Here is a 23,538-nt window from a genome sequence, read left to right on the forward strand (position 1 = left end):
TCCTCCCCTTTCTACAAAAGCCGTCTAGGGTCAAAGGTGGACACTCGTGCCAGTTCAGAAAAAAGTTCTTTTTCTTTGGCAGTTAATCTCTTGGGCACAGTGATTTTAACTTGGGCTAGCAGATCGCCTCTGCCGCCCCCTTTCTTGGGAAGCCCCTTGCCGCGAAGCCTCAGCTTCTGGCCGCTTTGGAAACCGGCAGGAATCTTGAGGCTCACCGACCCATCGATCAGCGGCACCTTTACCGTGGCCCCGAGGGCCGCCTCCCAGGGAGCCACCGGCACTTCGACCAGCACGTCATGGCCATCGACTTTGAACCGCGGGTGCGGCTCAATATTGACCTTGAGGTAGAGATCTCCGGGAGGGCCGCCTGCCACTCCCTCTCCGCCTTTGCCCCTCAGTCTGATCCTGCTGCCATCCGTAGTTCCCGGTGGAATACGAACCTGGTATGTGTGGTTAACCGGCCGCAGATAACCCTTCTCGTCTACCTCGTGCGTCTGCAGCGTTATGGTTTTGGTGGCGCCACGGTAGGCATCCTCGAGGCTTATTGATATCTCTGCCTCGTGATCCTGGCCTGGCACTGCCCACACAGAGTGCCGGGCTCGGGCAGCGCCGCCGCCCCCCATGCCTTGGCCAAAAAGCGCCTCAAAAAAATCGCTGAAACCATGGCCGAAATCAAAAGCCTCCGCACCCGGTCCTCTTCTGAACTCGAAGTGGACATTTTCCCATCCCGGAGGTGGTTTGAAGTCCTGGCCCGCTTTCCAGTCAGGGCCGAGCTGGTCGTAAAGCTTTCGTTTCTCAGGATCTTTGAGTACCTCATAGGCCTCGTTGACCTGTTTGAACTTCTCTTCGGCGTTCCTGTCCTTGTTCACATCTGGATGATACTTGCGAGCAAGTTTACGGTAGGCCCGCCTGATGTCGTCCTGGGAGGCATCACGCTTCACTCCCAGAATCTCGTAATAGTCTTGAAATTTGACCGCCATTGATATCTGAGATTCTCCTCCTGAAATATCGATTGGCTGGCTGCCATGACCAGCTTGTTAGGGGGCATAGGGCTCCTCTATCGGGCATTCCACCCTGACATTACTGGCAACCATATGAACTTGTGAGTGAATTTCGTCTCAGTTCCCTCTAGAAGTTAAGATCTTTCCCGTAATTTTCAAGATAGGCAGGTGAAATTGTCTGCGGGGAATCAACGGTGGAGAGCGAACTTGTGAAAAAGTTCTTTAAGTAACTTTGCGCTTGACAATTTACTAGTAAACAAATATGAATAATCTAACTGACGGCCAGCTTTGGCAAATATTGGCACTGAATATGGCCAGGGCACCAGCAGGTTGCCGCATTCTCAGGTTATCTTCCTAGCTCTTCAGATCTTAGCCGGCCGGCAACAAATGAATTCCCAAACTACGAACTAAAAGACGACACCTTTTTACTTCATTTACTTTTGGCCATCTTTATCAGATTTCTTTCTCCACTCGGAACAGGAGGATGCTATGAAGGGCGGGAGTGTAGCAAGGGTTGTCATACTTGTTCTGGCACTTGCCGCCTTGGCTGCTTGCACCGCAGAACAGCCGATTGACCTCAAGGCCATCGAGTCCCAACCCAAAATGTACGTGGGGTCCAACACATGCAAGCAGTGCCACCTGGAGCACTACGACTCCTGGAAGATGACCATGCACAGCCGCATGACCCAGGATGCCCAGAAAAACAGGGATGCCATCATCGTTCCCATAGATGAGAAACGGATCAGGGCGGACCTGGCAAAGCTGGAAAAAAAGCTCAAGGTACCTGCCGACAAAATCTATGTTCCCAAAGTGGACGAGATCCTCTACACCATTGGCAGTCAGTGGAAGCAGCGTTTTATTGTCAAGAAGGATGGCACCCTCTACATCTCACCCATCCAGTACAATGTGGCAACCGATTGCTGGGTAAATTACCATGAGAAAGACTGGGACAAACGACCATGGCTGCTCAAATGCGGCGGCTGCCACGCCACCGGTGTGGATCTGGAGAAACAAACCTTTGTAGAACCGGCAGTGTCCTGTGAGGCTTGCCACGGACCGGGCTCCTGGCACGCTGCCCTGCCCAAGACAGCAGTCTTCGAAAAGCGGCAAACTATAGTAAATCCTGCCAAACTCACCATGGGAGTGGCGGTACAGATCTGCGGCTCTTGTCACAACCGGGGGCATGCAACACAGGTGAAAGGGGCTGGCTGGCCAGTAGGCTATCGCCCTGGAAAGGCACTTGAGGCATACTACAAGTCCACCTCTTATGCGGCCGGAGATACTAAACATGTCTACGCCAACGAATTCTCCAAAGGCCATCACCAGCAGTACATCGACTGGGTGCAGTCACAACACCACACAGAGGGGGTAACCTGCACATCCTGCCATTATGTTCACCAGCTCGGGGTGCCGCCCACCCGTTCGCAAACTCAGGTAGCTGGGTCCAAGCAGTGCTTTCAATGTCACGTCCAGATAAACAAAAACATGGCCCACTCGATCCACTCATTTGCCAACTGTGTGGGCTGTCACATGCCGAGAATAGCCAAGAGCGCGGAATCAGGAGATATCCGCAGCCACGTATTCGCTACCCTGTTGCCAGAAGATACCCTGAGGAATCCGAAAATTCCCAATTCCTGCCAGACCTGCCACCAACACAAAAAAGAGGATTTGAAGAAGCTCGATGCCAAATGGAAGGCCCTGGCCAAGATACCAACGCCTGTGGGCAAACCTATTGAACCCATTGAGTATGAATACACCAGGTGAGAATAACGTTGGACAGGGAGCGGTTCATGCCTGCAAGCAAACTAAGGTTCATGGCCCTTGGCATCACGGTGTTTCTGGCGCTGCTCATTCTGCCTGAAGTGGTTGGTGCTCAGGAAGAGGTGGCTTCGGCCATCCGGCGGTACAAGGAACGCGAGGCCAGCACTGGCTACTACGAGGAATATGAGGTGCTGCCGCGGCGGCAGCGCCCCCTCGTGGGCGTACCTGGTATAAGTAGAGGCCTTTTCCCCTACAGCCCTTCTGCAGCTGAGGTGCGGGTTCGGACCAGGCTGGCGGACTCGCATCGAGGAATAAAGTTTTACCGGCGGCGGCGGTGCGAGGACTGTCATATCATTGAAACCAGGGATATTCATACCACCAGAGCCAACCTCACCTGCCGCCAGTGCCACGGCGGGGAGCCTATAGCAAGCATCAATCACTACTACTCGCCATTGAACCCCATTCGCAGACATGCCTATGTGTGCAGCAAATGCCATCAAGGCTCCAGTGCCTCCTTTGCCTCTTACGTTGTGCATACACCAAATCCCACGCTGGTCAGTACCAAGAAGACCTTCCCTGCGCTCTTCTATGCTTTCTGGATAATGGTAGTTTTGGCAGTAGGCACATTCGTGGTTTTTCTGCCGCATACGGTTCTATGGGGTATTCGCGAACTTTTTGTGAGAAAAGGGAAAACTGAAGGTGAGTCAAAACAGCAAGACTAGGATCAGGCGCTTCACCCCGGGGCAACGGCTTTTTCACCTGCTTCTCATTCTCACCTTCTTGCTGCAGGCAGCCACAGGCCTCGCTCGCCTGTACATTCAGACCCAGTGGGGTAAGAGTTTGGCCTGGGTATTTGGTGGCTACGAAGCTTGTCGCACTGTCCATATATATGGAGGAATTTTCTTAATTTGCCTTTTTTTGGTTCACATCCTTCATATACTAATTGTCAAGCTCGACTGGAGCAACTTGCCTGGCAGTCTGTTTGGCCCCGATTCCCTCATTCCACGGCCAAAGGATATCAGAGACTTCTTTTTGCACCTGGGCTGGTTTCTGGGCCTGGCAAAGCACCCAAGGTTCGATCGCTGGGGATACTGGGAAAAATTTGATTACTGGGCTGTGTTCTGGGGAATACCTTTGCTCGGCATCACTGGCCTGCTCCTGGCGTATCCTCTGTATGCAAGCCGCATCATACCCGGCTGGGGCCTTAACGTGGCTCTCTGGATCCACAGAATTGAGGCCCTTCTGGCCATGTGCCACGTGTTCGTCATTCACTTCTTTATCGCTCACTTTCGCAGACAAAACTTCCCCATGGATCGCGCCATGTTTGAAGGAAGCATCGACCTGGAGAGCGCTAATCACGAAAGGCCTGAATGGATCGCCCGCCTGAAAAAAGCAGGCGAACTGGAAAAAAGGCTGGTGCCCGGGGCAGCACCTGGCAGACTGGTTTTCTTCTATCTCTTTGGTTATGCTGCCATGGCAGTGGGCCTCTTCCTGCTGATAGGCGGCGTCGTCAACAGTCCATACATTGCCTGGTAGCAACCCTTTGTAGCAGTGCATATCGGGGCGTTATTTCATGCCATGATGGCCGCATGTACCAGGGGTACAACCTAATTCCTTGACCTTGCAAGCCATAGCTCTGCAGTTGCCTCCCAGATTATAACCGCAAAGTAGAGGCGCCAGCCTCATATCACTTGACAAAAACAATTTAATCTATATAATAGTAAAATAATATGAATAGTTGCCCAGGGGGTGATGACGTGGAGATGACCATGAGCGAAGACGATATGGGCTGTTGTGGTTGTCAAATTATGAGGAATTGGAAGGCGGCAAGCGGCAACTGCACGGTGTCTTCGGCAACCATGCTCTACGTACCAGTGCCCCTGACGCAGTACAGTCTTTGAGCCCACCTCCCCTTTCCACCTCAGGTTTCGCCTAGCGTCCACAAACGTTTTTCCAAACCTGCAATAGTAATCACAATGAGTATCGGCCATTTGCCGAAAGTTAGGGGAGTGAAATGAGTGAAGCATACCACCTGAGAGATAAAGAAGTCGAAGCCTGCCGTGTAGAGATTGACACTGCCGCAAAGTTCCGCAGGAAGCTGCCAGTGGTCGTTGGCAAGCTGGTGACCTCTGCCAGGGATCCCGAGCTCTTCTCCCATATTGATGCAGAAACCATTCCGTCCCTGGAACGCATCATAGATATATTACACCGTTCCAGGCGTCTGCTGTTTCCCGGCTATTTGAATGGGCAGGTTCTGGATGCAAACGCCTTGGAATATGTCATTGGCATGGAAGCGACCCGCTTGTTCGAGGATGTTGCCAAGCAGGTGGCCCTGAGCATCCGGCACGACTGTCAGAGGTACCAGATGGTGTGCACTCGCTGCCAGGAACGGGGACAACAGGAAGCTCTTCGTTTTCTCGAGGAGCTTCCCAGGATCCGCAACATACTCGCCACCGATGTCCAGGCAAGCTATGATGGCGACCCAGCTGCCAAGACCATTGATGAAGTTGTCATCAGCTATCCAGGAGTTCTGGCTATAACCGTGCACAGGATTGCCCACCAATTCTGGCAGCAACAGGTGCCTCTAGTGCCGCGAATGATGTCCGAGTATGCTCATAGTATCACCGGTATCGACATTCATCCTGGGGCCTCCATTGGACCCAGTTTCTTCATTGACCATGGCACCGGCGTGGTAATAGGCGAAACTACCACCATCGGCTCGAGAGTACGAATCTATCAAGGGGTAACACTTGGCGCCCTTTCTCTGCCCAAAGAGGAGGTGGAGCGTTTGCGGGGTGCAAAGCGACATCCCACCATTGAAGACGACGTCACCATCTACGCCGGAGCTACTGTACTCGGCGGTGATACTGTCATTGGCGCTGGCGCGGTGATTGGCGGCAATGTCTGGATCACAGAATCGGTTCCTCCTGGAACCAAAGTTTTTCTGGCTCCACCCAAGCTGATCTACAAGAACTCCGTGAGGTGATCCTCTCGCGGTAGTTCAGGTTTGTCAATCGCATAAAGATAGCCGCTCGCCTTGTCTGCAGGTGCCAAGTTGAGAAGAAAGAGAGGAAGCTTCCTATGAAAATTGCCAGCCTGATTGGCCATACCATCGGGAATACCCCGCTGGTGGAACTCAAGAGTATGGCAGGGGATCTGCCCGGGAAGATCCTTGCCAAATTGGAGTTCTTCAATCCTCTGGGTAGCGTCAAGGATCGCATCGGTCGGAGCATGATCGAAGCGGCTGAAGTTGACGGCAGATTGAAGCCCGGCGGCACCATCATCGAGCCCACCAGCGGCAACACCGGCATCGCCCTCGCCATGGTTGCTGCCAGTAAAGGCTACCACCTCATTCTCACCATGCCGGAAACCATGAGCGTGGAGAGGCACAAATTGCTGCTGCGCCTGGGGGCAGAACTTGTCCTCACTCCTGGAAGCGAAGGGATGAAGGGGGCTATCAAAAAAGCTCAGGAATTGCTTGAGGCAAACAGCACAGGATTCATGCCTGATCAGTTTTCCAATGCTGCCAACCCGACGGTGCATCGTGAGACAACCGCCCTGGAGATCTGGCATGACACAGACGGCAAGGTAGATATCCTGGTCTCCGGTGTGGGCACAGGCGGTACTATCACCGGCGTTGCCGAAGTAATAAAAGAGAAGAAACCTTCTTTCCGGGCCATTGCCGTGGAACCCAGCGAATCACCCGTACTTTCCGGTGGCAACCCCGGTTCTCACAAGATTCAGGGAATCGGCGCCGGGTTTGTACCAGCTGTGCTGCGTCTGGATCTGGTGGACGAGGTCGTTCAGGTGGGATATGAGGAAGCTGAAGAAATTGCCGCCCGCCTGGCTCGGGAGGAGGGAATCCTTGCAGGCATTTCCAGCGGCGCTGCGGTCTGGGCGGCTCTGCAGGTAGCTGGAAGAGAAGAGAATCGCGACAAGACCATCGTTGTTGTCCTGCCCAGCACCGGGGAGCGGTACATCAGCACCTGGCCATGAAGAAGGGTGCAGGGTTCATAGCGCAAGGTGCACGGCCACGGGAAACCCTGGTCGTCTGCTGATCGCGGCAGGATGCCGCTCCCACAGGTTGATGGTGGTGCGAGTTGACAGTTTCGCGTTGCGAGTTGCAAGTTACGAGTTGCTGGTTACCATTTGTCTCTCATTGATCCCTGCGCCGTGCGCCTTGCACCCTGCGCCTTTATTTATTTGATCGCGGCTAGCCTGTCCCGTCGCCGGGGAGAGCCGCTCCTACGAAAGAGAGAGAAGTGAGGCTACATAAGTGTCAATTCTCTATAGGTAGTCAATATTCGGCGCGTTGCGCTGCAAAGGGGGTGGTCTCATGCTATGGATAATGGCCGGCCCCGTATGGGGGCTGTCAAGAACAACAAGATTAACATTAGATAGCTCGACACATCTTATAGCAGGAGGAGATTCATGGCTAAGACCATCCAGGAAATCAATGAAAAAATACGCCGAGGTCGGGCAGTGGTCTGTACCGCCGAGGAGGTTATCCAGATAGCAAAGAGTAAAGGCGCCAAGCAAGCTGCAGCCGAGGTGGACGTGGTCACCACCGGCACTTTTGCGCCCATGTGTTCATCCGGAGCCTATTTCAACGTGGGCCACAGCAAGCCGCGCATCAAGCTCGGCGGCGGCACCGTTACCCTGAACGATGTTCCCGTATATACCGGGTTTGCCGCTGTCGACTTCTTCTTGGGTGCTACCGCCGTGCCTGACACCGACCCGAGAAACACTATTTATCCGGGCAAATTCTCCTACGGCGGCGGCCATCTTATCGAGGATCTGGTAGCTGGCAAAGATGTCCAGCTTATCGCCCGCGCTTATGGTACGGACTGTTATCCGCGGCGCAAGCTCGAGACCTGGATCAGGCTCGAAGATATGAACGAGGCCGTGCTCTTCAACATGCGCAACTGTTATCAGAACTACAATGTGGCAGTGAACCTTTCTGACCGGCTGATTTACACTTATATGGGAGTCCTGCAGCCCAATATGAGGAACGCCACCTATTGCAGCGCTGGCCAGTTGAGCCCGCTGCTCAATGATCCTTTCTATCGAACAATAGGGATAGGAACCCGCATCTTTCTTGGCGGCGGCATTGGCTATGTGGTGGGCAACGGCACCCAGCACAATCCCAGCGTACCTCGGACCGCCAAAGGCATTCCCCGCATGGGTGCCGGCACTCTGGCAGTCACTGGCAGCCTGAAGCAGATGAGTGCTCGTTGGCTCAGAGGAGCTTCCTTCACTGGCTATGGCGTCACCTTGGCGGTTGGCATCGGTATCCCCATTCCGATACTGGATGAGGACATGCTGCTATACACTGCCGTCACCGATGCAGATATCGTGGCGCAGGTGGTGGATTACAGTGAAGCTTATCCACACTACACTTCGGGAAATCTTGCTGAAGTGAGCTACGCTGAACTCAAATCAGGCTCAATTACTGTAAACGGCAAGAAAGTTCCCAGCGCTGGCCTTTCTTCCTATGTCCGCGCCAGGGAGATTGCCGAAATCCTCAAGAGTTGGCTAGAAAAAGGCTCCTTTCTGCTCACCGAACCGGCGGAAACTCTTGTTTCTGCCGATTCGGAAGTCGAATTCAAGCCCCTGCAGGAAAGGCCCATCCTAAACAACAACAGGGTGGCTGCCTCTTGAAAAATGAGCTCTCAAGCCGGCAGATCATGCCAGCGGTTGAGCATATGGTCCGGAGCCAGGGAGCTCTCATGGACAAGGCACATTTCAGTCAAAATCAATCTGGCAAAGCAAATGAGATTATGAGCCTCGAGGAGGAATGAAATGGCGAAAAAGCGTCTCGTGCTCAATTTTCCACCTCAGTTGATCGACCAGCCGGTCACTTACCGCCTGATCACTCAATATCAGCTGGAAGTAAACATTCTGCGAGCCAGCATCACTCCGCGGGAATGGGGCAGACTCGTGGTGGAGGTGACCGGCAGCAAGGAAAATCTCGATTCCGGCTTGAAGTTTGCCTCCAATCTGGGAGTGGAAATCAAGCCACTCGCCCAGGATGTCCAGTGGTATCAGGAACGCTGCATCGAGTGCACCGCCTGCACAGCCATTTGCCCCACCGGTGCGCTGCAGCTGTCGAGAGAGGAGATGAGGGTCTCTTTTGATCACGACAAGTGCATCGTCTGTGGCCTTTGTCTTCCCATCTGTCCATATGGCGCAGTGGAGATTATGTTTTGAACCGGGGCACACTTTTCGGACACCGAGAACACTCTCTGTTATTGCCTAGTCACTGGCGCGCATTATAAGGCGCGGACAAACGGTCTTCCTCACAGAAGCAGAAAAAACTGTTTGTCCGCTGCCTTCCTTGTGTTAGAATCTAGAGTAAAATAATAGGGAAAACGTGCCTAAACAACAAGCCCTGGTTTCCTCAGAGAGCTGACAATGCAACATATTTCACCTGCCACTTTCCTTATCAGCTCTTCACTATTGGCCGTCAGTTTGCTGTTTTCGTTGAGTTGCAGCCGTGATGTGGACTCACATGTGGTTGACTTCAGCAAGACTATGCAGGTGGAGCGGCCCGGCGAAAGCACATCGCCAAAGGGTTCGTCTCTGCGGGTAGCGGTGGGCGCCATGATTTCTCCTAGAGAGACTTTTGCCTATTATCACCGTATGTTAGATTACATTGGCCGACGTCTACACATGGAAGTGGAACTTGTTCAGCGCAAGACTTATGCCGAAGTCAATGAACTCTTTGCCAGAGGCCAGGTGGATGTAGGGTTCATCTGTTCAGGCCCTTACGCCCTGAGCAAAGCGACATATGGCTTTGAACCTTTGGCCACACCTTTGGTTCACGGGCAGCCATCATATCAAGCTTACCTTATCGTCAATAGAGAAAGCACCATTTATCGGCTGGAAGATCTGAGAGGAAGAGTTTTTGCCTTCACGGATCCTCAATCCAATACCGGGAAACTGGTGCCCACTTACTGGGTGACCCAGCTGGACGAACAGCCGGAGACCTTCTTTGCCAGAACCATCTACACTTACAGCCACGACAACGCCATTATCGCGGTGTCCAAGGAGCTTGTTGACGGTGCTGCAGTGGACAGTCTGATCTGGGAATATTACAATCACAAACGACCCGAGCTCACAAGCAGAACGCGCATCATTAGAAAATCCACACCATATGGCATACCTCCGCTGGTCTGTTCGTCATCCCTGCCAGCGCAGCTCAAGGGCCGCATTCGGCAGGTGCTCTTTGCCATGCATGGCGATCCGGAGGGCCAGACAATTCTCAGCCAGCTCATGATTGATCGATTCGTGCCCGTAAGGGAAGAATGGTATGAAACGATCAGAGATATGAAAAAGAAACTTGCTTCCCCTGGAAACAGACTCGATGCGACCTCTAAAACTCAAGAGTAAGCTGCTGCTGGCAGTGTCCCTGCTGGTGATCGCTAGCGGTCTGAGCATCTCCTCTCTGGTTGCCCAACGTTACTCGAGGAGTCTGTTGAGTGCAGTATCCTCGCAGGCAGAAAATCTTGCTCATGCCGTGGCTCTGGAATCTGCGGACAAAATCCTCACCAACGACCTGGTCGCTCTGCAAAAGATGCTCGAGTACCAGGTGAGAAGTAATCCGGCCATCTCCTATCTCTTCATCTACAACAAGGGGGAGGTAATTGCCCACACCTTTCCTGCTGGCGTGCCGGTAGATCTCATCAATATCCATCCAGCCGTCTCAGGCACGCAACCTCATCTTTTAACACTAAAATCTACCAGTGGTGATGAATACCTGGATTTTTCCTGGCCAATTTTTGATGGCAATGCCGGCATCCTCAGGCTCGGATTCTCCGAAGAGGCTTACAGAAAACAGATCCGCAGGCTCTGGGTAGAGATGTCCACCCTTACTCTGGTAATTCTTCTTGTTGCCCTTGCCATCACCCTGTTTTTCTTGAAAAGATTCACCAGACCTCTGGAAAATCTCGCTGCAGCTACACAAGAGATCTACAAAGGAAATCTCGCCGTGCGGGTTCCTGTAAGCAGTGAAGACGAAATCGGCACACTGGCCTCCTCTTTCAACCACATGGTGGCAAGTATGGAAAGCTACACCCAGCGATTGGAAGAGCAGACCATCGAGTTGGCGCATGCTCACCAGCAGACTCGGACTTTTTGCGGCATCGTCCAGGAAATAGGTGGCCTCCGGAGCCTGAGTGAGATTGGTTCTTTTCTCTTTTCTCGGTTTTATCCCAACCTAGAGTGCAACTGTCTGGAACTCTTCGTCTTCAATGATGCCCGAGGTCTTCTCTTCGCTTTTGCCGGGGATGGGGTACGTATCCTGAAATCTCCGGAAGTGTTGGAAGCAGCCATTGCAGCTTTTCAAGAGCGGTCCGAGACTCACTTCAGTCCCATTAAACCGTTCGAGCCTCCTCTGAACTCTGTCAGCTTCGAGAAGGCATTGACACAGATCCTGGTACCTTTTCCCCACGAAAAGCAAGCCACGGGCGCTCTCCTTATTGGCTGTCAGGGAGACTGCCGCTGTCATTCCAAAGAGATCGAGGTAGTTAGTCTGATATTGAGCCAGGCAGCGGGCGTCCTGAGGCGTGCGGTCATCCAGGAAGAGGAAATGCAGGGTCTGCAGGCCAAGTTGGACAGTACCGCCGAGTTCAGTGGCATTGTCGGCCGGGATCCCAAGATGCAGCTCATATATAAATTGATAGAGGATGTGGCTCCCACAGATGCTACAGTGCTCATCCAGGGAGAGAGCGGCACGGGCAAAGAAGTAGTTGCCCGGGCTATCCACGAGCAGAGTCTTCGCAAGAACAACAAGTTTGTAGTCATAAACAGCTCCGCCTATCCGGCAACCTTGCTCGAAAGCGAACTCTTTGGCCATGAGAAGGGAGCCTTTACTGGAGCCACTCGCAGGAAGGCTGGTCGTTTCGAACAGGCCCATGGAGGCACCGTATTTCTCGATGAAGTTGCTGAAATTCCTCCCTCGGCTCAGATAAAACTGCTAAGGGTGTTGCAGACTCAGAAATTTGAAAGGGTGGGAGGCGAAAAAACCTTGTCGGTAGATGTGCGCATCATCGCCGCTACCAACAGGAACCTTATAACTCGGGTGAAGGAGGGCAACTTCAGAGAAGATCTCTACTATAGACTCAATGTCATTCCTATTTTTCTTCCTCCTCTGAGAGAAAGAAAAAATGATATTCCATTGTTGGTTCGCCATTTTCTCCGCCACTTCACGGCGGAGCAGGGGAAATCCATACAAGAAATTTCCCCGGAAGCCATGAGGCTCTTTCTCGACTATCCCTGGCCGGGAAATGTACGTGAACTGGAAAACAGCATCGAACATGCCACGGTCCTCGCCAAAGAGGAAAGAATCGTGGCATCAGACCTCCCTGTCAGCATACAATCAGACAGCAAGGTCGCCACGGCTGTGAAGGGGCCCATTTTGATGGAACACGAGAAGAAAGTCTTGCGTGAAGTACTCGATGATTGCCGCTGGAACAAGAAGCAAGCAGCCAAGCGACTTGGTATCAGCCGCAGTACTCTCTACGAGAAACTCAAGAAGTACCAGATCTACAGGCCCACCCCCCACTAGGCCGGCAGCTCAATCATAGAGTATTTCCCAGTGCTGATCAAAAGAGCTATCCAGTATGCTGTAGCGGTACTCCATGGTCTTGCCCCTGCCTGGCTCCAGCCCCGGTTCGACCTTCCAGTAGCGCAGATAGAGGGCAGGAGTGGGTACAAAGCCGGTTTCAGGCGGCACTGCCGGCTCTAACCAGACTTCCCTTTCCTCAATGATCTTCCAGACAGTCCCATATTTCTTGCTCCGCACCTTCTCTCCCACTCTCGGCAGTCGCAGTTTCTCTCTGAGGTCTTTGAACCGATAGGTAGTGCGCTTCTCGATTTCGAGGATGGGCTCCCCCATGAGCATGATGCCAATGGCTCCCAGCGGAGCTGTCACCAGTATCGACAGCACTGCAACTGCCAGGATGACCTCACCGGCAGCCACTCCGGCTTCCAGGGGCACCGCACCGATTGCAGCCTGCACTGTGGCTTTGGGTATATAGGAAACCACGCAGAACAGTCTCTCTTTCCAGTCCAGGTCTGTACCCATGACAGACAAATAGGTGCCGACTGAGCGTGCCAGCAGTCCTAGTGAAATCACCGCCAAACCAGCAGCACCAGCCTTCCAGGCCACGGAGATATTGACCTGCGCCCCCACCAGTACGAAAAGCAGTAACTCGGCAAATACCCAGAGCTTTTTGAGCTTCTGTGAAATAATGTGGGCAATTGCTTCCTCTTTCTCCAGTATTATAAAGCCAATAGCCATAACTCCAAGCAAACTGGCGATGGGAACTACATTGTGGGCTACGTCCTCGAGCCAGGTGAGGCAGATGGCCGTGCCCATGACCAGGAGAGTCCGTCTGGGTGGCTGCCAATCATATTTCAAGAACAGTTTGTAGAGCAGGTAGCCGGGAATGATCCCCACTATTATGCCAAGGATAATAGATATGGGAATTCCCGCCAGTTGCCAGGCAATATTTACCTTGTGGCCGGTGTACATGCCGAGAAGAATGGTGAAAATGACAATGACGAACACATCGTCCACTGATGAAGCCGCCAGGATCAGGGTGGGGATGCCCTTCTTGGCCCCCTTGCCTCGCTCTATGAAATCAATCATCAAGGGGACCACTACCGCGGGTGACACTGCTCCGAGGATGCTTCCCAGAATAGCAGCCTCCAGATAGGAGATGTGCAGAAAGTGAGGACCAATTAGGGTAACTACTATGATTTCGAAAATGGCCGGCACCGCAGACATCACAGCAGCTGTCTTGCCGATTCGGTTCAGGGTGTCTCGCCGCAGCTCGAAGCCGGCTCGCAGTAAGATGACGATCAGGGCAATTTTCCTGAAGTCGGCGGATACTTTCATCATCTCTGGCCGCATGAGACCAAGCACATAGGGCCCCACCAGGACTCCAATGATGAGCATGCCTACAAGACCTGGAAGTTTGAACTTGCGGAAGAGTATGTCAGCGGCCAGACCCAGAACCACAATCAATGCCAGGCTTATAGCCATAAAATTCCTCCTCTCGACATGCTATTCTGCCACCCACCCAACTTTGCCCTAAACTCGGATTTTAGGCAAGAGCGGATCGAGTTAGCCCCTGGGTATCTGCTGAACTGTCTCGTGAAGAAAATGTGACTCTTTGAAAAGCAAGAATACTCATAAAAGTGAGGCGGCCGTCAGGTCCCACATACCCTTGGCCGCCTCTGTTGGAGGGTAGTTCCAGCGCGCTTATGTCGCAGTAGATGTCCTCCCTTAATCACGCAGCCAGTCTCTTGCTCGAGCCGGCGAACATCTGTGGCGAGCGATTAGACTGTTGAGCATCGCTCGCACCGTTTCACAGACCCTGGATGGCCTCTTCCAACACCTCGAGTTCGCCCTTGACCTCCTGGATCTGCTTGTATTGTTCGGCAATCAGCTGTTCTGCTTTGTTCATCTCCGCAGCGCTGACCTTTTTCAACTCCACAGCCTTGTCGATAGCCTTTCTGATTCCTTCTTCAGTGGCTTCGATCTTGAGGTTCAGGTCCCAGCGAAATTTTAGAAAACTCTTTTTGATTCGGTCCATAAAATCCCACCGTACTCGGCCACAGTTCATATCTATCTTGTCAGGCAGCTTCTTCTGCAAGTCCTTCAGTACCCTGGCCTGAGAAAGCCCTCTGGGGAGAATTTTTTGCGAAAAGAAGTCGAGGGCTCCTTCCAGATCAAAAAACTTCGGGGGGTCCCCCACCATGTAGTACAGTTGACTGTCGCTGCTTATGGTTTCCTCAGCCACAAATCTTTCCAACTGCAAGTCAAATAATTCAGCAGAGGCATTGACGATTGCATCGATGATCTCATTGGCCCTATCGGAGAATTTTTTCGACACGCGGGCATACTCTTCGTTCAGCTTCTCTTCTTCGCGGACAATCCATTCATCAAACGTCCGAACGATGCCATTCTGGAGTACCTCTTCCATGATTCGTACATACTCAGCTGTGCTTCGGTGCTGGTGTTTTTCTCCAGCCTCGTGTAGCTCATTGAGAAGCCTTGGGATTTCAACCTCTTTCAGCCGCAGCAAGTCGCGGTCCAGCATATCGATGAGGCGCTTCATCTCACCTTCGAAATAGTAAGAGTTGTCTTCACGGTCGCGCTTGATCAACTCCATCTTTTCCTGGAAGAGACGGATCTTTTCTTCCAAGGCTTCCAGTGGTGTGGCAATGGCCCGCCTCTCGAGCTCTATGGCGAACTCTTCGTCCGACAGCAGTTTTCTGGCGCCGTGGAGTGCAGAGCGCAGCACAGTTTTACCCTTCTCTTTCAGAAGAAACTCTCCCAGCACCCTGTCAAACTCAGGCAGACCACTCTGAGTAAGCAGTCTCTGGTTGCCGGATTGTTTTCCTTCCAGGGCCAGTTTGGCAGATAGAGGATAGATGCGGATGCCGTCCGAACCCAGCGCTTTCTCGATAACCTCCTTTGAGAAGGCCATAGACTCCTGCCGATCTTGCTCGTCCATGTAGTCGATCTTGTTCTGGATGAAAAAGATCTTCTCCACATACTGTCTTACATCTCCGAGAAAGGCGATCTCCGACTGGCTGATCGGTGGATCCACAGCCAGTAGAAACAGAGCTGCATCGACTTTGGGCAGGTAGTTGTAGGTCATTTCCGTATTGTTCTCAAAAGTGGAACCCACGCCGGGGGTGTCAATGAGAAACACCCCGTCTCTGAGATAAAGCGAAGGATAGCTTACCTCCACGTGTTTCACATTCTTTTCGTTGCCGGGGTTGCCTCTTTCGGTTACGTAGGCTGCCATCTCCTCCCGGGATATGGTGCTTCGCTGACCATGGTTGAACACAACTTCAATCTTCTCGCGGTCACCGTATTTGAGCAGGGTCACAATAGAGGTGAGGGGAACTACTGCGGTAGGCAACACCCTGTCTCCCAACAGACTGTTGATAAAGGTAGACTTGCCCCTTTTAAACTGCCCCAACACTACCAGGTGAAAACGGTTGCCGGCAAGCTTCTCACCGATTTCCAGCAAGCTCTCTTCCACCTTGGTATCACCACGACTTGAGGAGACCGCGGCCAACCGTTCAATATTGGCCATGAGATCCTGCCGAATCTGTTTGTATCGGTCTAGCATAGCAGTTCTCCTGCAGAAAGGCCCCGCCAGGTCCCGGCCTGACAGGGCCAAACAAAAAACCCACCTGGCAGTTCCGGTGGGGTAGGCTTGTTGCTGGCTCCTACCCCAATATACTGTGGAGCAGGAGTCATCAGCCCCCGCAGGGGCGGTTTAAGGCAGACTCCATTGCCTTTTTTTTCACAATAGCAGAGCTATTGTCGGCTTGTCAAGCTTGGCAAATTCGACCTTGCTATTTATGAAACATATAAACTAGAGGCACGGAGAAGCCTGTTTTCGTCATTCATCCACCAGGTTTTGTCACATAAAATGTCGCGTAGAATCCGACTTTGTAATCCTTGTAAAACAATAGGTACTTTTTCCGCGTCGCATTTTTCCCAAACAATCTCGCTTGACTCCAATTTATCTACCAACTATATTTATTTTTAACTATATAGTGGAGATTGTAATGAATGGTTTTCTTGCCGTCATGAAGGCTCTTTCCGACTCAACCAGGCTGAAAATTATCAAGATGTTGCAGCAGAAGGAAATGTGTGTCTGTGAAATCAAAGAGGCTCTCGACCTGGCGCAACCCACGGTTTCCAGGCATTTGAAGGTCCTAGAACAGGCAGGACTCGTGAGACACCACAAAGACGGTCTCTGGGTCAACTACAGTCTTACCGATGGAGAGAGCAGTCCTTATGCGGCAACACTACTAGGCAACCTTCGCCACTGGCTGACAGAGGAACCCGAGATAAAAGCCTTGCTGGAGAAGGTTTCCACTATTCGCCGAGAGGAAGTGTGTCGCAAATAAGCTTCTGCCACTATATTTATGGTGAGCTATTTAGTGATACAGCACTATGGAACAACAGCAGGAGGTCTGCAATGCTGCTCACAGGATACCGCAAGGAGATCTTTCGGCCGGAGTGCAACCCGCAGTTTCAATCATTGCACTGCATTGCCCACCTCGAGGAGGACATCTCCGAGGTGCTGCCCTACCTCAATACGGTCCTGGGGGGACACCAGTATTTAAAGGAACCGCCAGCGCTTACTCTCAAGATATATGGAAAACTCATCACACTCCACCCCAGGGAAATTGCCATCAACGCTCTGAAAGATGAGGCAGAAGCAGAAAAGATTCTCGAGTGGCTCAAAAAAGAAATCAACGACACCTGGGAGAAGCGTACAGAAATTGAACCGAGTTTCGAGACCCCGGAAAAACCAAGAGTTCTGGAGATTCTCAAACTGCTACCCAAAACAAACTGCCGTGAATGCGGTCAACCCACCTGCATGGTGTTCGCCACTCAGGTCGCTGACGGTGGCAGGGGCCCGGAGGATTGCCCGCCGCTGAGCGAGGAGGCCAGGAGCAAACTTGAGGAGTATCTCGGGCAATTCCGCTTGCTTCACTGAGCACTTCTGACTGGCACGTCCAATTTGACAATGGAGGGCAGGGTATGCTGTCCCAGGGGAAGACAACCATCCTCTTTTTGTGCACTGGCAACTCCTGCCGCAGCCAGATGGCAGAAGGTTTCAGCCGCCATCTGAAGGGGAGCCAAATCAAAGCGTACTCTGCCGGGGTAAATCCAGAAGGGGTAGATCCGTGGGCTGTAAAGGCCATGGCGGATGTTGGCATAGACATCTCGCAGCAAGGCTCTAAATCTCTTGCTGACATAGGGCACCTAGAGTTCGACACGTCATCACTCTTTGCGACAACGCCCAGAAAGCTTGCCCAACCTTCCCGGCCAAAACCAGAGTCCTGCACGTGTGATTCGATGATCCACCCAGACTGGCCGCAAGTGTTCACAGCGAAGAGGAAACTATGAAGCATTACCGCCGGGTCCGGGATGAGATTAGGGCCTTTATCCAGCAACTGCCTGGAGCTCTCTTCATTGGTGAATCCGGAGGCATGTCAAGCAAGGCACAGCTCCTTGAGAAAGGAATCAAGTCGTTTCTAGAGCAAATACCGAAGGATGTTCTGAAAAAAACTGATAATCAGGAGGAAAACAGATGACAGAAGCAGCAGCAAACAAGCTTGCCGTGGAGGAGCCTCGCAAGGGTCTCTCTCTTTTTGAGAAATACCTTTCTCTGTGGGTTATACTCTGTATTGTCGCTGGCATCCTCCTGGGCAAATTTGCACCCGGGGTGGCGAAATACCTGGACGGTCTGGCCATTTATGTGGGTGAAGCACCGGTGGTTTCCATCCCCATTGCAGTGTGCTTGTTTTTCATGATGTACCCCATTATGGTAAAGATCGATTTCGGTGAGGTGATAAGGGCTGGAAAAAACGTCAAGCCAGTAGCCCTCACTCTTTTTGTCAACTGGGCCATAAAACCATTTACAATGTATGCTATATCTTTTTTTTTCCTGGGCACCCTTTTCTACAATTTCATAGGACCTGAAGCTGTGGATTATGTAAAATTGCCGCTTGGGCTGAACCTGCCAGTAGGAGCAACGCACGGTGTGGGAAAGGTGGTCCTGGTGGAAGGCGTCAAAATGCTCCAGGTGCCCCTGTGGCGAAGCTATCTGGCAGGCTGCATTCTCCTGGGAATAGCTCCATGCACGGCCATGGTTCTGGTCTGGGGCTTTCTGGCCCGCGGAAATGACGGCCACACTCTGGTCATGGTTGCCATCAATTCCCTAACCATGCTTTTTCTCTACGGCCCTCTGGGGGGCTTTCTCCTCGGGGTGGGACGACTGCCGGTTCCCTGGCAGGCCCTGGTACTCTCCATTGGCATCTATGTTGCGCTACCCCTGGTAGCAGGCTACATCTCTCGCAGACTCCTCATTCAGGCCCGCGGTGAGCAGTGGTTCAAGGAAAAGTTTCTCCATATACTGACGCCCATCACCATCACAGCTCTACTCATTACCCTGATATTGCTTTTTTCCTTCAAGGGAGAAGTAATTGTTGCCAATCCTCTCACCATTCTCTGGATTGCTATTCCTCTGTTCATCCAGACAAACCTGATATTTTGGCTTGGCTATGGTCTGTCGAAACCGCTCAGGCTCACATATGACGATGCAGCGCCTTCAGCAATGATCGGTGCTTCGAATCATTTTGAAGTGGCCATTGCCACTGCCACCCTGCTGTTCGGCCTTTCCTCTGGTGCTGCTCTGGCCACGGTAGTCGGCGTTCTCATTGAGGTGCCAGTAATGCTCATGCTGGTCAAAATCTGTCTGTGGACTCGGAACTGGTTTCCGAGAGCTGTATACGCATAGGAGTTGCTGTGGCTGTAGCAGATCGTCCGCCAACCCCGTGGCTGAGGGCAAGCTGGCAAGCCCTTTTACTGGTGGTGCTTGCAACGGCAGTGGCCTTGCTGACAAATCAGCTCCGCTCAGATCAGCTGCCTCTGGTCGCCGACTGGTCACCGGCAGCACGGTTGCTGGACGAAGCAGGCGACAGCCTGATCATATCACTCGATGAGGCCATTGCTCTCTTCGATACTCAAGAGGCACTGTTTCTCGATGCCCGCCCACCTGACGTTTATGAATTGGGCCACATCCTGGGCGCCCGCAACCTGCCGTGGGAGGATTTTGAGACTTACTATCAGAGGGTCATGAAAGATGTCCCCCAGGAGGCGCAAATTATAACCTATTGCGATGGGGAGGGGTGCTCGCTGAGCAAGGAACTGGCCCTGGCGCTCATTGCCAATGGCTACCAGAATGTGAGGGTTCTGGTGAACGGCTGGAGCCACTGGCAGGAGCAGCAGCTTCCTGTTGACATGGGCAGCCTTTCAGGCTCGCCCTAAAGCAGGCAAGAGAATACTCGGTTACGTCCTGTGATAATCAGCATTGCAAGAAGAACTCGAGCGAGGGAAGATGAACCCAACGGATGAAAATGAAATAACAGGCAACACTGTCCGCGGAGACAATGACCATGCTAGCCTGCGCAGTGAGAGGTCTGAAGGTGACAGCGACACCATGTTGAAGGAGGTCTCCTGTGGCGCCAATAAAGCTGCTGGAAAACTGTGCCGCAACTTTGAAAAGAAAGATAGATGGAATTTGGGAAAGGTCGCGGCCCTTACTGTCCGCTTTGTTCTGGGCGCTGTCTTCCTCTATGCCAGTGTGGACAAGATTCTCCATCCACAAGCCTTTGCAGAGATTGTCTACAACTACCAGATCCTGCCTGACAGTCTCATCAACGTCACTGCCCTGATACTGCCGTGGTTGGAATTGCTTCTGGGACTCTCTTTGATCAGCGGTATCTGCCTCCCTGGCTCCGTGCTCTTGGCCAACCTACTGCTTGTCACCTTTTTGGCTGCTCTGTTGTTCAATGCTGTGCGAGGTCTCGACATTCAGTGCGGCTGCTTCAGCACCTCTGCACTGCAGTCAGAATCTGCAATGATCTGGTACCTGGTAAGAGAGGTACTGTTCCTGGTCTTATCCGGCTACTTGTTCTGCTATATATTTCGTGGGAAAAGAGCATCTTCCCTGACCTTGTGAGTTGAGAAGGTGAGGTATATGCAGTGCCCAAGCCTGAAACCGGAGGGCTTGCCGCAATGCAGCAATTTTGCAGACAAGACTGTAGGAGATAAATGTCTGCTTTGCTGGATCTATAATTCTGGCCAATCATTGTCATCTTATTATCCTAGTTCTCAACTATAATTTCTCATAGGGTTGTGATCTCGGCCAACGCGAATCCTTTGCCAAAGCATGGGAATCATGTCCGGAGTTGCTAGAGTGGATCAAGCCGGGCAGCAGTTGCACTGGGGAGGTGGAATAATGTGGTTGACGGAATATAGCTATATGGTTATATAGAAATTAACAAATAAAACATCCCCACATGAAGGAAATCTTGCACATGCGAACTTATGTCAGGGTAATGAAGGCAGCTGGTGACAGCACTCGAGCAAAGATCATGAAGATTCTTCAGTGCCGCGACCTGTGCGTCTGCGAGATACAATCCCTTTTGAAAATGAGTCAACCAAGCGTCTCTCGCCACTTGAAATTGCTGGAAGTGGCAGATCTGGTCAGAGGCGACAAGAAAGGAATGCAGACCCGTTTTCGTCTTCTCGAGCCCCAGGAGACAAACGAATATGCCGGGGCTGTCCTCGCCATGATCTGCACCAACATACAGAGCTGCTCTTCAGGAGCACCTTTAGAACCGGCCCGACCAATTCGGGCGGCCAAACCGGACAAGTCGTCAACAGGAGGAACCAAAATGGGCAACGCAACAGTGGTCAAGGGAGAAGCCGCTCCAGATGGAGCGGCAGCATTTGCGGCAAAGGAAGAAAAACGGCCGAGCCTCATTGACTGGAAATCCATCTGGAAGCCTTTGAGTGTAATTACCGGGGTGTTTCTGGTTTTCTTCTGGCTGCCCATTGATAACAGCCGCTTCGCTGGAGCGGTTATCGAGTCCCTGGCCCTGGCCAAGTGGTACGCCCAGGAACACGTCTTGCTCTGCCTGGTGCCCGCTTTTTTTATCGCCGGTGCTATTGCCTGCTTTATTTCCCAGGCAGCGGTAATGAAGTACCTGGGTGCAGGTGCCAAAAAGGTGCTTGCCTATGGGGTGGCCTCCGTTTCAGGCAGTATACTGGCGGTGTGCTCCTGTACAGTGCTTCCTCTTTTCGCCGGCATCTGGAAGCGCGGTGCCGGCCTCGGCCCAGCCATAGCCTTTCTCTATTCCGGGCCGGCCATCAACATTCTGGCTATCGTTCTGACCGCCCGGGTGCTGGGGCTTGCCATAGGTCTGGGCAGGGCAGTGGGAGCTGTGGTCTTCAGCGTTGTTATCGGGCTTCTCATGCACTTCTTTTTCAGGAAAGAGGAGCAGGCCAAAGCCCAGGCAGCCATGATGATGCCCGAACCCGAGGTAGAACGGCCCCTCTGGCAGAATGTCATCTATTTTGCCACCATGGTGGGAATTTTGATATTCGCCACCTGGGGAAAGCCGGCCGAGCCCAGCGGACTCTGGCAGGCAATCTACAGTGTCAAGTGGGAGGCAACCGGCCTCTTTGCCGCCCTTCTGGGCCTGCTGTTGATTATCTGGTTCAATGTCAAACCCTTCAAAGTCGTGCTCACCGCTGTGGCAGTGGCGGTGCTGGCTTTCCTCTTTCCCCATGAGCCGCTCATTGCCTTCTCCGCCGGCATTATCGGCCTGACCGCTATGATCACCACCACCAGAGGAGAGACCGAGAGTTGGTTTCTCTCCACCTGGGAATTTACCAAGCAGATCATGCCGCTTCTCTTTGCCGGCGTCCTTGCTGCAGGGCTTCTTCTGGGACGGCCGGGCTCCGAGGGCCTCATTCCTTCGCAGTGGGTAAGTGGACTGGTGGGCGGCAATTCCCTCCTGGCCAACCTCTTTGCCTCGGTAGTGGGAGCCTTCATGTACTTCGCCACCCTCACCGAAGTACCCATCCTGCAGGGACTTTTAGGCGCCGGCATGGGCAAAGGACCAGCCCTGGCCCTGCTGCTTGCCGGGCCAGCCCTGAGTCTTCCCAACATGCTGGTAATCAGAAGCGTCATGGGCACTAAGAAGACCGCTGTGTTCGTCAGCCTGGTCATAGTAATGGCCACAATCACCGGCATTATTTTCGGCCGCTTCTTTTCATAGTCATATGACGATTGCCTGAAAAGGAGAAGGTTTGAGGGTGGGCATGGCGCACCATGTAACAAAAAACAGAATCTAACTGGGAGGTAGAAACATGGAAGTCAAAGTACTGGGACCCGGCTGTCCCAAGTGTCAGGCGCTAGAGCAAAACACCAAGGATGCCATTGCCGAGCTTGGTCTCGATGTGCACCTCGACCACGTCACCAACCCCAATGAGATCGCCGAGCACGGCGTTTTCATGACTCCTGGGCTGGTTGTAGACGGTGAGGTCAAGATCGTCGGCAAGGTGGCCAGCAAGGAAGAGATCAAGCAAGTGTTGAGCAAATAGACGGACGCTGCTAAATACTCAACTGTTCCAAGAATGCAGAGTTGAAGATGCATCACATTCACTCATAGAGGATAGGGCCGGTCTCCGCACCGGCCCTCAAGACATTTCCCCGACTATTCTCATTGTTGACTTCGGCGTCCAGCCAACGCATTGCCACTAGGGAAAATGGCTGTGGGCAAAGAAACCGACATCAGCAAAATCAGCGTCGGCAAATTCTCCATAGGAATCGTCGGCTTGAAAGCGGCACTGGAAGAGGCAGAGGGGAGACAATTCTCCTCTGATGAGGAGATTGCTCAATACCTTCTCCACATCCTCAAGTCCAGCAATTACATCCCCACCAAGTCAGAATCAGAGTATGCCTGGGCTTTTCTGCGGGAATATAAGAAGTTCAAAGGTGAGCCTTTTATTGACGTAGAACCTCAGGGCCTCGAAGTTAAGATCCTTGGCCCCGGCTGCCCCAACTGCGACAAGCTAGAGCAGGTGGTCTACAAGGTCATGGCCGAGAGCAACATAGTGGGCAGTGTAGAGCACGTGCGAGATATGGCAGAAATAGCTTCTTACGGCATTCTCCCCACCCCGGCTTTGGTGATCAACGGCAAAGTTAAATCTACAGGCCGACTGCCGCTGGAACGGCAGGTGCTGCAGTGGCTCGAGGAGGCAGCTTCTCTCTAGGTCCGGCACAACCCTCACAGGCCAGAGCAAAAAAACAGTACAAAGCGCTTGTGTCCTTCTGTGGTAATGAATAGTATGTCTCTTTGTTGATCGCTGCTGTTC

20 protein-coding genes and 1 pseudogene are annotated in these 23,538 nt (G+C 52.6%); 18 read left to right on the forward strand and 3 right to left on the reverse strand.

The features are described 5' to 3' along the window. Nucleotides 1-11: 11 nt before the first annotated feature. Nucleotides 12-980, reverse strand: coding sequence for a DnaJ domain-containing protein (locus JRI89_06455; protein ID MBW2070882.1), 969 nt, complete (start codon nt 978-980; stop codon nt 12-14). A gap of 510 nt (nt 981-1,490) precedes the next feature. Here JRI89_06455 and JRI89_06460 point away from each other — a divergent pair. The 9 genes from JRI89_06460 (at nt 1,491) to JRI89_06500 (ending at nt 12,330) form a co-directional block, all read left to right on the forward strand. After that, nucleotides 1,491-2,765, forward strand: coding sequence for a hypothetical protein (locus JRI89_06460; GenBank protein ID MBW2070883.1), 1,275 nt, complete (start codon nt 1,491-1,493; stop codon nt 2,763-2,765). 26 nt (nt 2,766-2,791) lie between these two features. Then, nucleotides 2,792-3,484 (forward strand): hypothetical protein, encoded by a 693-nt coding sequence (locus tag JRI89_06465; protein MBW2070884.1) that lies wholly within the window; start codon nt 2,792-2,794, stop codon nt 3,482-3,484. Continuing rightward, complete coding sequence (locus JRI89_06470) at nt 3,462-4,298, forward strand: cytochrome b/b6 domain-containing protein (protein ID MBW2070885.1); 837 nt, start codon at nt 3,462-3,464, stop codon at nt 4,296-4,298. The genes JRI89_06465 and JRI89_06470 overlap by 23 nt, the downstream gene beginning before the upstream one ends. A gap of 478 nt (nt 4,299-4,776) precedes the next feature. Next, nucleotides 4,777-5,748 (forward strand): serine acetyltransferase, encoded by a 972-nt coding sequence (locus JRI89_06475; protein MBW2070886.1) that lies wholly within the window; start codon nt 4,777-4,779, stop codon nt 5,746-5,748. Between the two features lie 95 nt (nt 5,749-5,843). After that, nucleotides 5,844-6,758, forward strand: coding sequence for a cysteine synthase A (cysK, locus tag JRI89_06480; GenBank protein MBW2070887.1), 915 nt, complete (start codon nt 5,844-5,846; stop codon nt 6,756-6,758). A gap of 435 nt (nt 6,759-7,193) precedes the next feature. Beyond that, on the forward strand, nt 7,194-8,423 hold the full coding sequence (locus JRI89_06485) for a homocysteine biosynthesis protein (GenBank protein ID MBW2070888.1): 1,230 nt from the start codon (nt 7,194-7,196) through the stop codon (nt 8,421-8,423). Between the two features lie 141 nt (nt 8,424-8,564). After that, nucleotides 8,565-8,972: a 4Fe-4S binding protein gene (locus JRI89_06490; GenBank protein ID MBW2070889.1), complete on the forward strand. Its 408-nt coding sequence runs from the start codon at nt 8,565-8,567 to the stop codon at nt 8,970-8,972. A 204-nt stretch (nt 8,973-9,176) separates the two neighbouring features. Beyond that, entirely contained in the window at nt 9,177-10,154 is a 978-nt protein-coding gene (gene phnD, locus JRI89_06495) for a phosphate/phosphite/phosphonate ABC transporter substrate-binding protein (protein MBW2070890.1), read from the forward strand. After that, nucleotides 10,129-12,330 (forward strand): sigma 54-interacting transcriptional regulator, encoded by a 2,202-nt coding sequence (locus JRI89_06500; GenBank protein MBW2070891.1) that lies wholly within the window; start codon nt 10,129-10,131, stop codon nt 12,328-12,330. Before phnD ends, JRI89_06500 begins: the two co-directional genes overlap by 26 nt. 9 nt (nt 12,331-12,339) lie before the next feature. Here JRI89_06500 and JRI89_06505 read toward each other — a convergent pair whose 3' ends face one another. Further along, the gene (locus JRI89_06505) at nt 12,340-13,812 is read right to left on the reverse strand and encodes a cation:proton antiporter (protein ID MBW2070892.1); all 1,473 of its coding nucleotides are present in this window, start codon (nt 13,810-13,812) and stop codon (nt 12,340-12,342) included. A 325-nt stretch (nt 13,813-14,137) separates the two neighbouring features. After that, the gene (locus tag JRI89_06510) at nt 14,138-15,916 is read right to left on the reverse strand and encodes a dynamin family protein (protein MBW2070893.1); all 1,779 of its coding nucleotides are present in this window, start codon (nt 15,914-15,916) and stop codon (nt 14,138-14,140) included. 445 nt (nt 15,917-16,361) lie between these two features. Here JRI89_06510 and JRI89_06515 point away from each other — a divergent pair, with 445 nt between their 5' ends. The 9 genes and pseudogenes from JRI89_06515 to JRI89_06555 all read left to right on the forward strand — a co-directional run bounded on the left by JRI89_06515 (nt 16,362) and on the right by JRI89_06555 (nt 23,436). Beyond that, complete coding sequence (locus tag JRI89_06515) at nt 16,362-16,706, forward strand: winged helix-turn-helix transcriptional regulator (protein ID MBW2070894.1); 345 nt, start codon at nt 16,362-16,364, stop codon at nt 16,704-16,706. 71 nt (nt 16,707-16,777) lie between these two features. After that, nucleotides 16,778-17,302, forward strand: a complete 525-nt coding sequence (locus JRI89_06520; protein ID MBW2070895.1) for a Fe-S cluster protein — start codon at nt 16,778-16,780, stop codon at nt 17,300-17,302. A 44-nt stretch (nt 17,303-17,346) separates the two neighbouring features. Beyond that, nucleotides 17,347-17,903: pseudogene (locus JRI89_06525) on the forward strand (arsenate reductase ArsC). Continuing rightward, on the forward strand, nt 17,900-19,108 hold the full coding sequence (gene arsB, locus JRI89_06530; protein MBW2070896.1) for an ACR3 family arsenite efflux transporter: 1,209 nt from the start codon (nt 17,900-17,902) through the stop codon (nt 19,106-19,108). The pseudogene JRI89_06525 and the gene arsB overlap by 4 nt, the downstream one beginning before the upstream one ends. Nucleotides 19,109-19,116: 8 nt before the next feature. Further along, entirely contained in the window at nt 19,117-19,638 is a 522-nt protein-coding gene (locus JRI89_06535; GenBank protein MBW2070897.1) for a rhodanese-like domain-containing protein, read from the forward strand. Nucleotides 19,639-19,891: 253 nt separating this feature from the next. After that, nucleotides 19,892-20,332: a DoxX family membrane protein gene (locus JRI89_06540; protein MBW2070898.1), complete on the forward strand. Its 441-nt coding sequence runs from the start codon at nt 19,892-19,894 to the stop codon at nt 20,330-20,332. A 358-nt stretch (nt 20,333-20,690) separates the two neighbouring features. Next, nucleotides 20,691-22,439, forward strand: coding sequence for a metalloregulator ArsR/SmtB family transcription factor (locus JRI89_06545; GenBank protein MBW2070899.1), 1,749 nt, complete (start codon nt 20,691-20,693; stop codon nt 22,437-22,439). 91 nt (nt 22,440-22,530) lie between these two features. Further along, nucleotides 22,531-22,764 carry a TM0996/MTH895 family glutaredoxin-like protein gene (locus tag JRI89_06550; protein ID MBW2070900.1) on the forward strand — a complete coding sequence of 78 codons (234 nt, stop codon included), beginning with the start codon at nt 22,531-22,533 and terminating at the stop codon, nt 22,762-22,764. A gap of 165 nt (nt 22,765-22,929) precedes the next feature. Next, complete coding sequence (locus JRI89_06555; protein ID MBW2070901.1) at nt 22,930-23,436, forward strand: thioredoxin family protein; 507 nt, start codon at nt 22,930-22,932, stop codon at nt 23,434-23,436. Nucleotides 23,437-23,538 lie beyond the last annotated feature (102 nt).

It is taken from the genome of Deltaproteobacteria bacterium, assembly GCA_019309045.1.
Taxonomy (GTDB): domain Bacteria; phylum Desulfobacterota; class Syntrophobacteria; order BM002; family BM002; genus JAFDGZ01.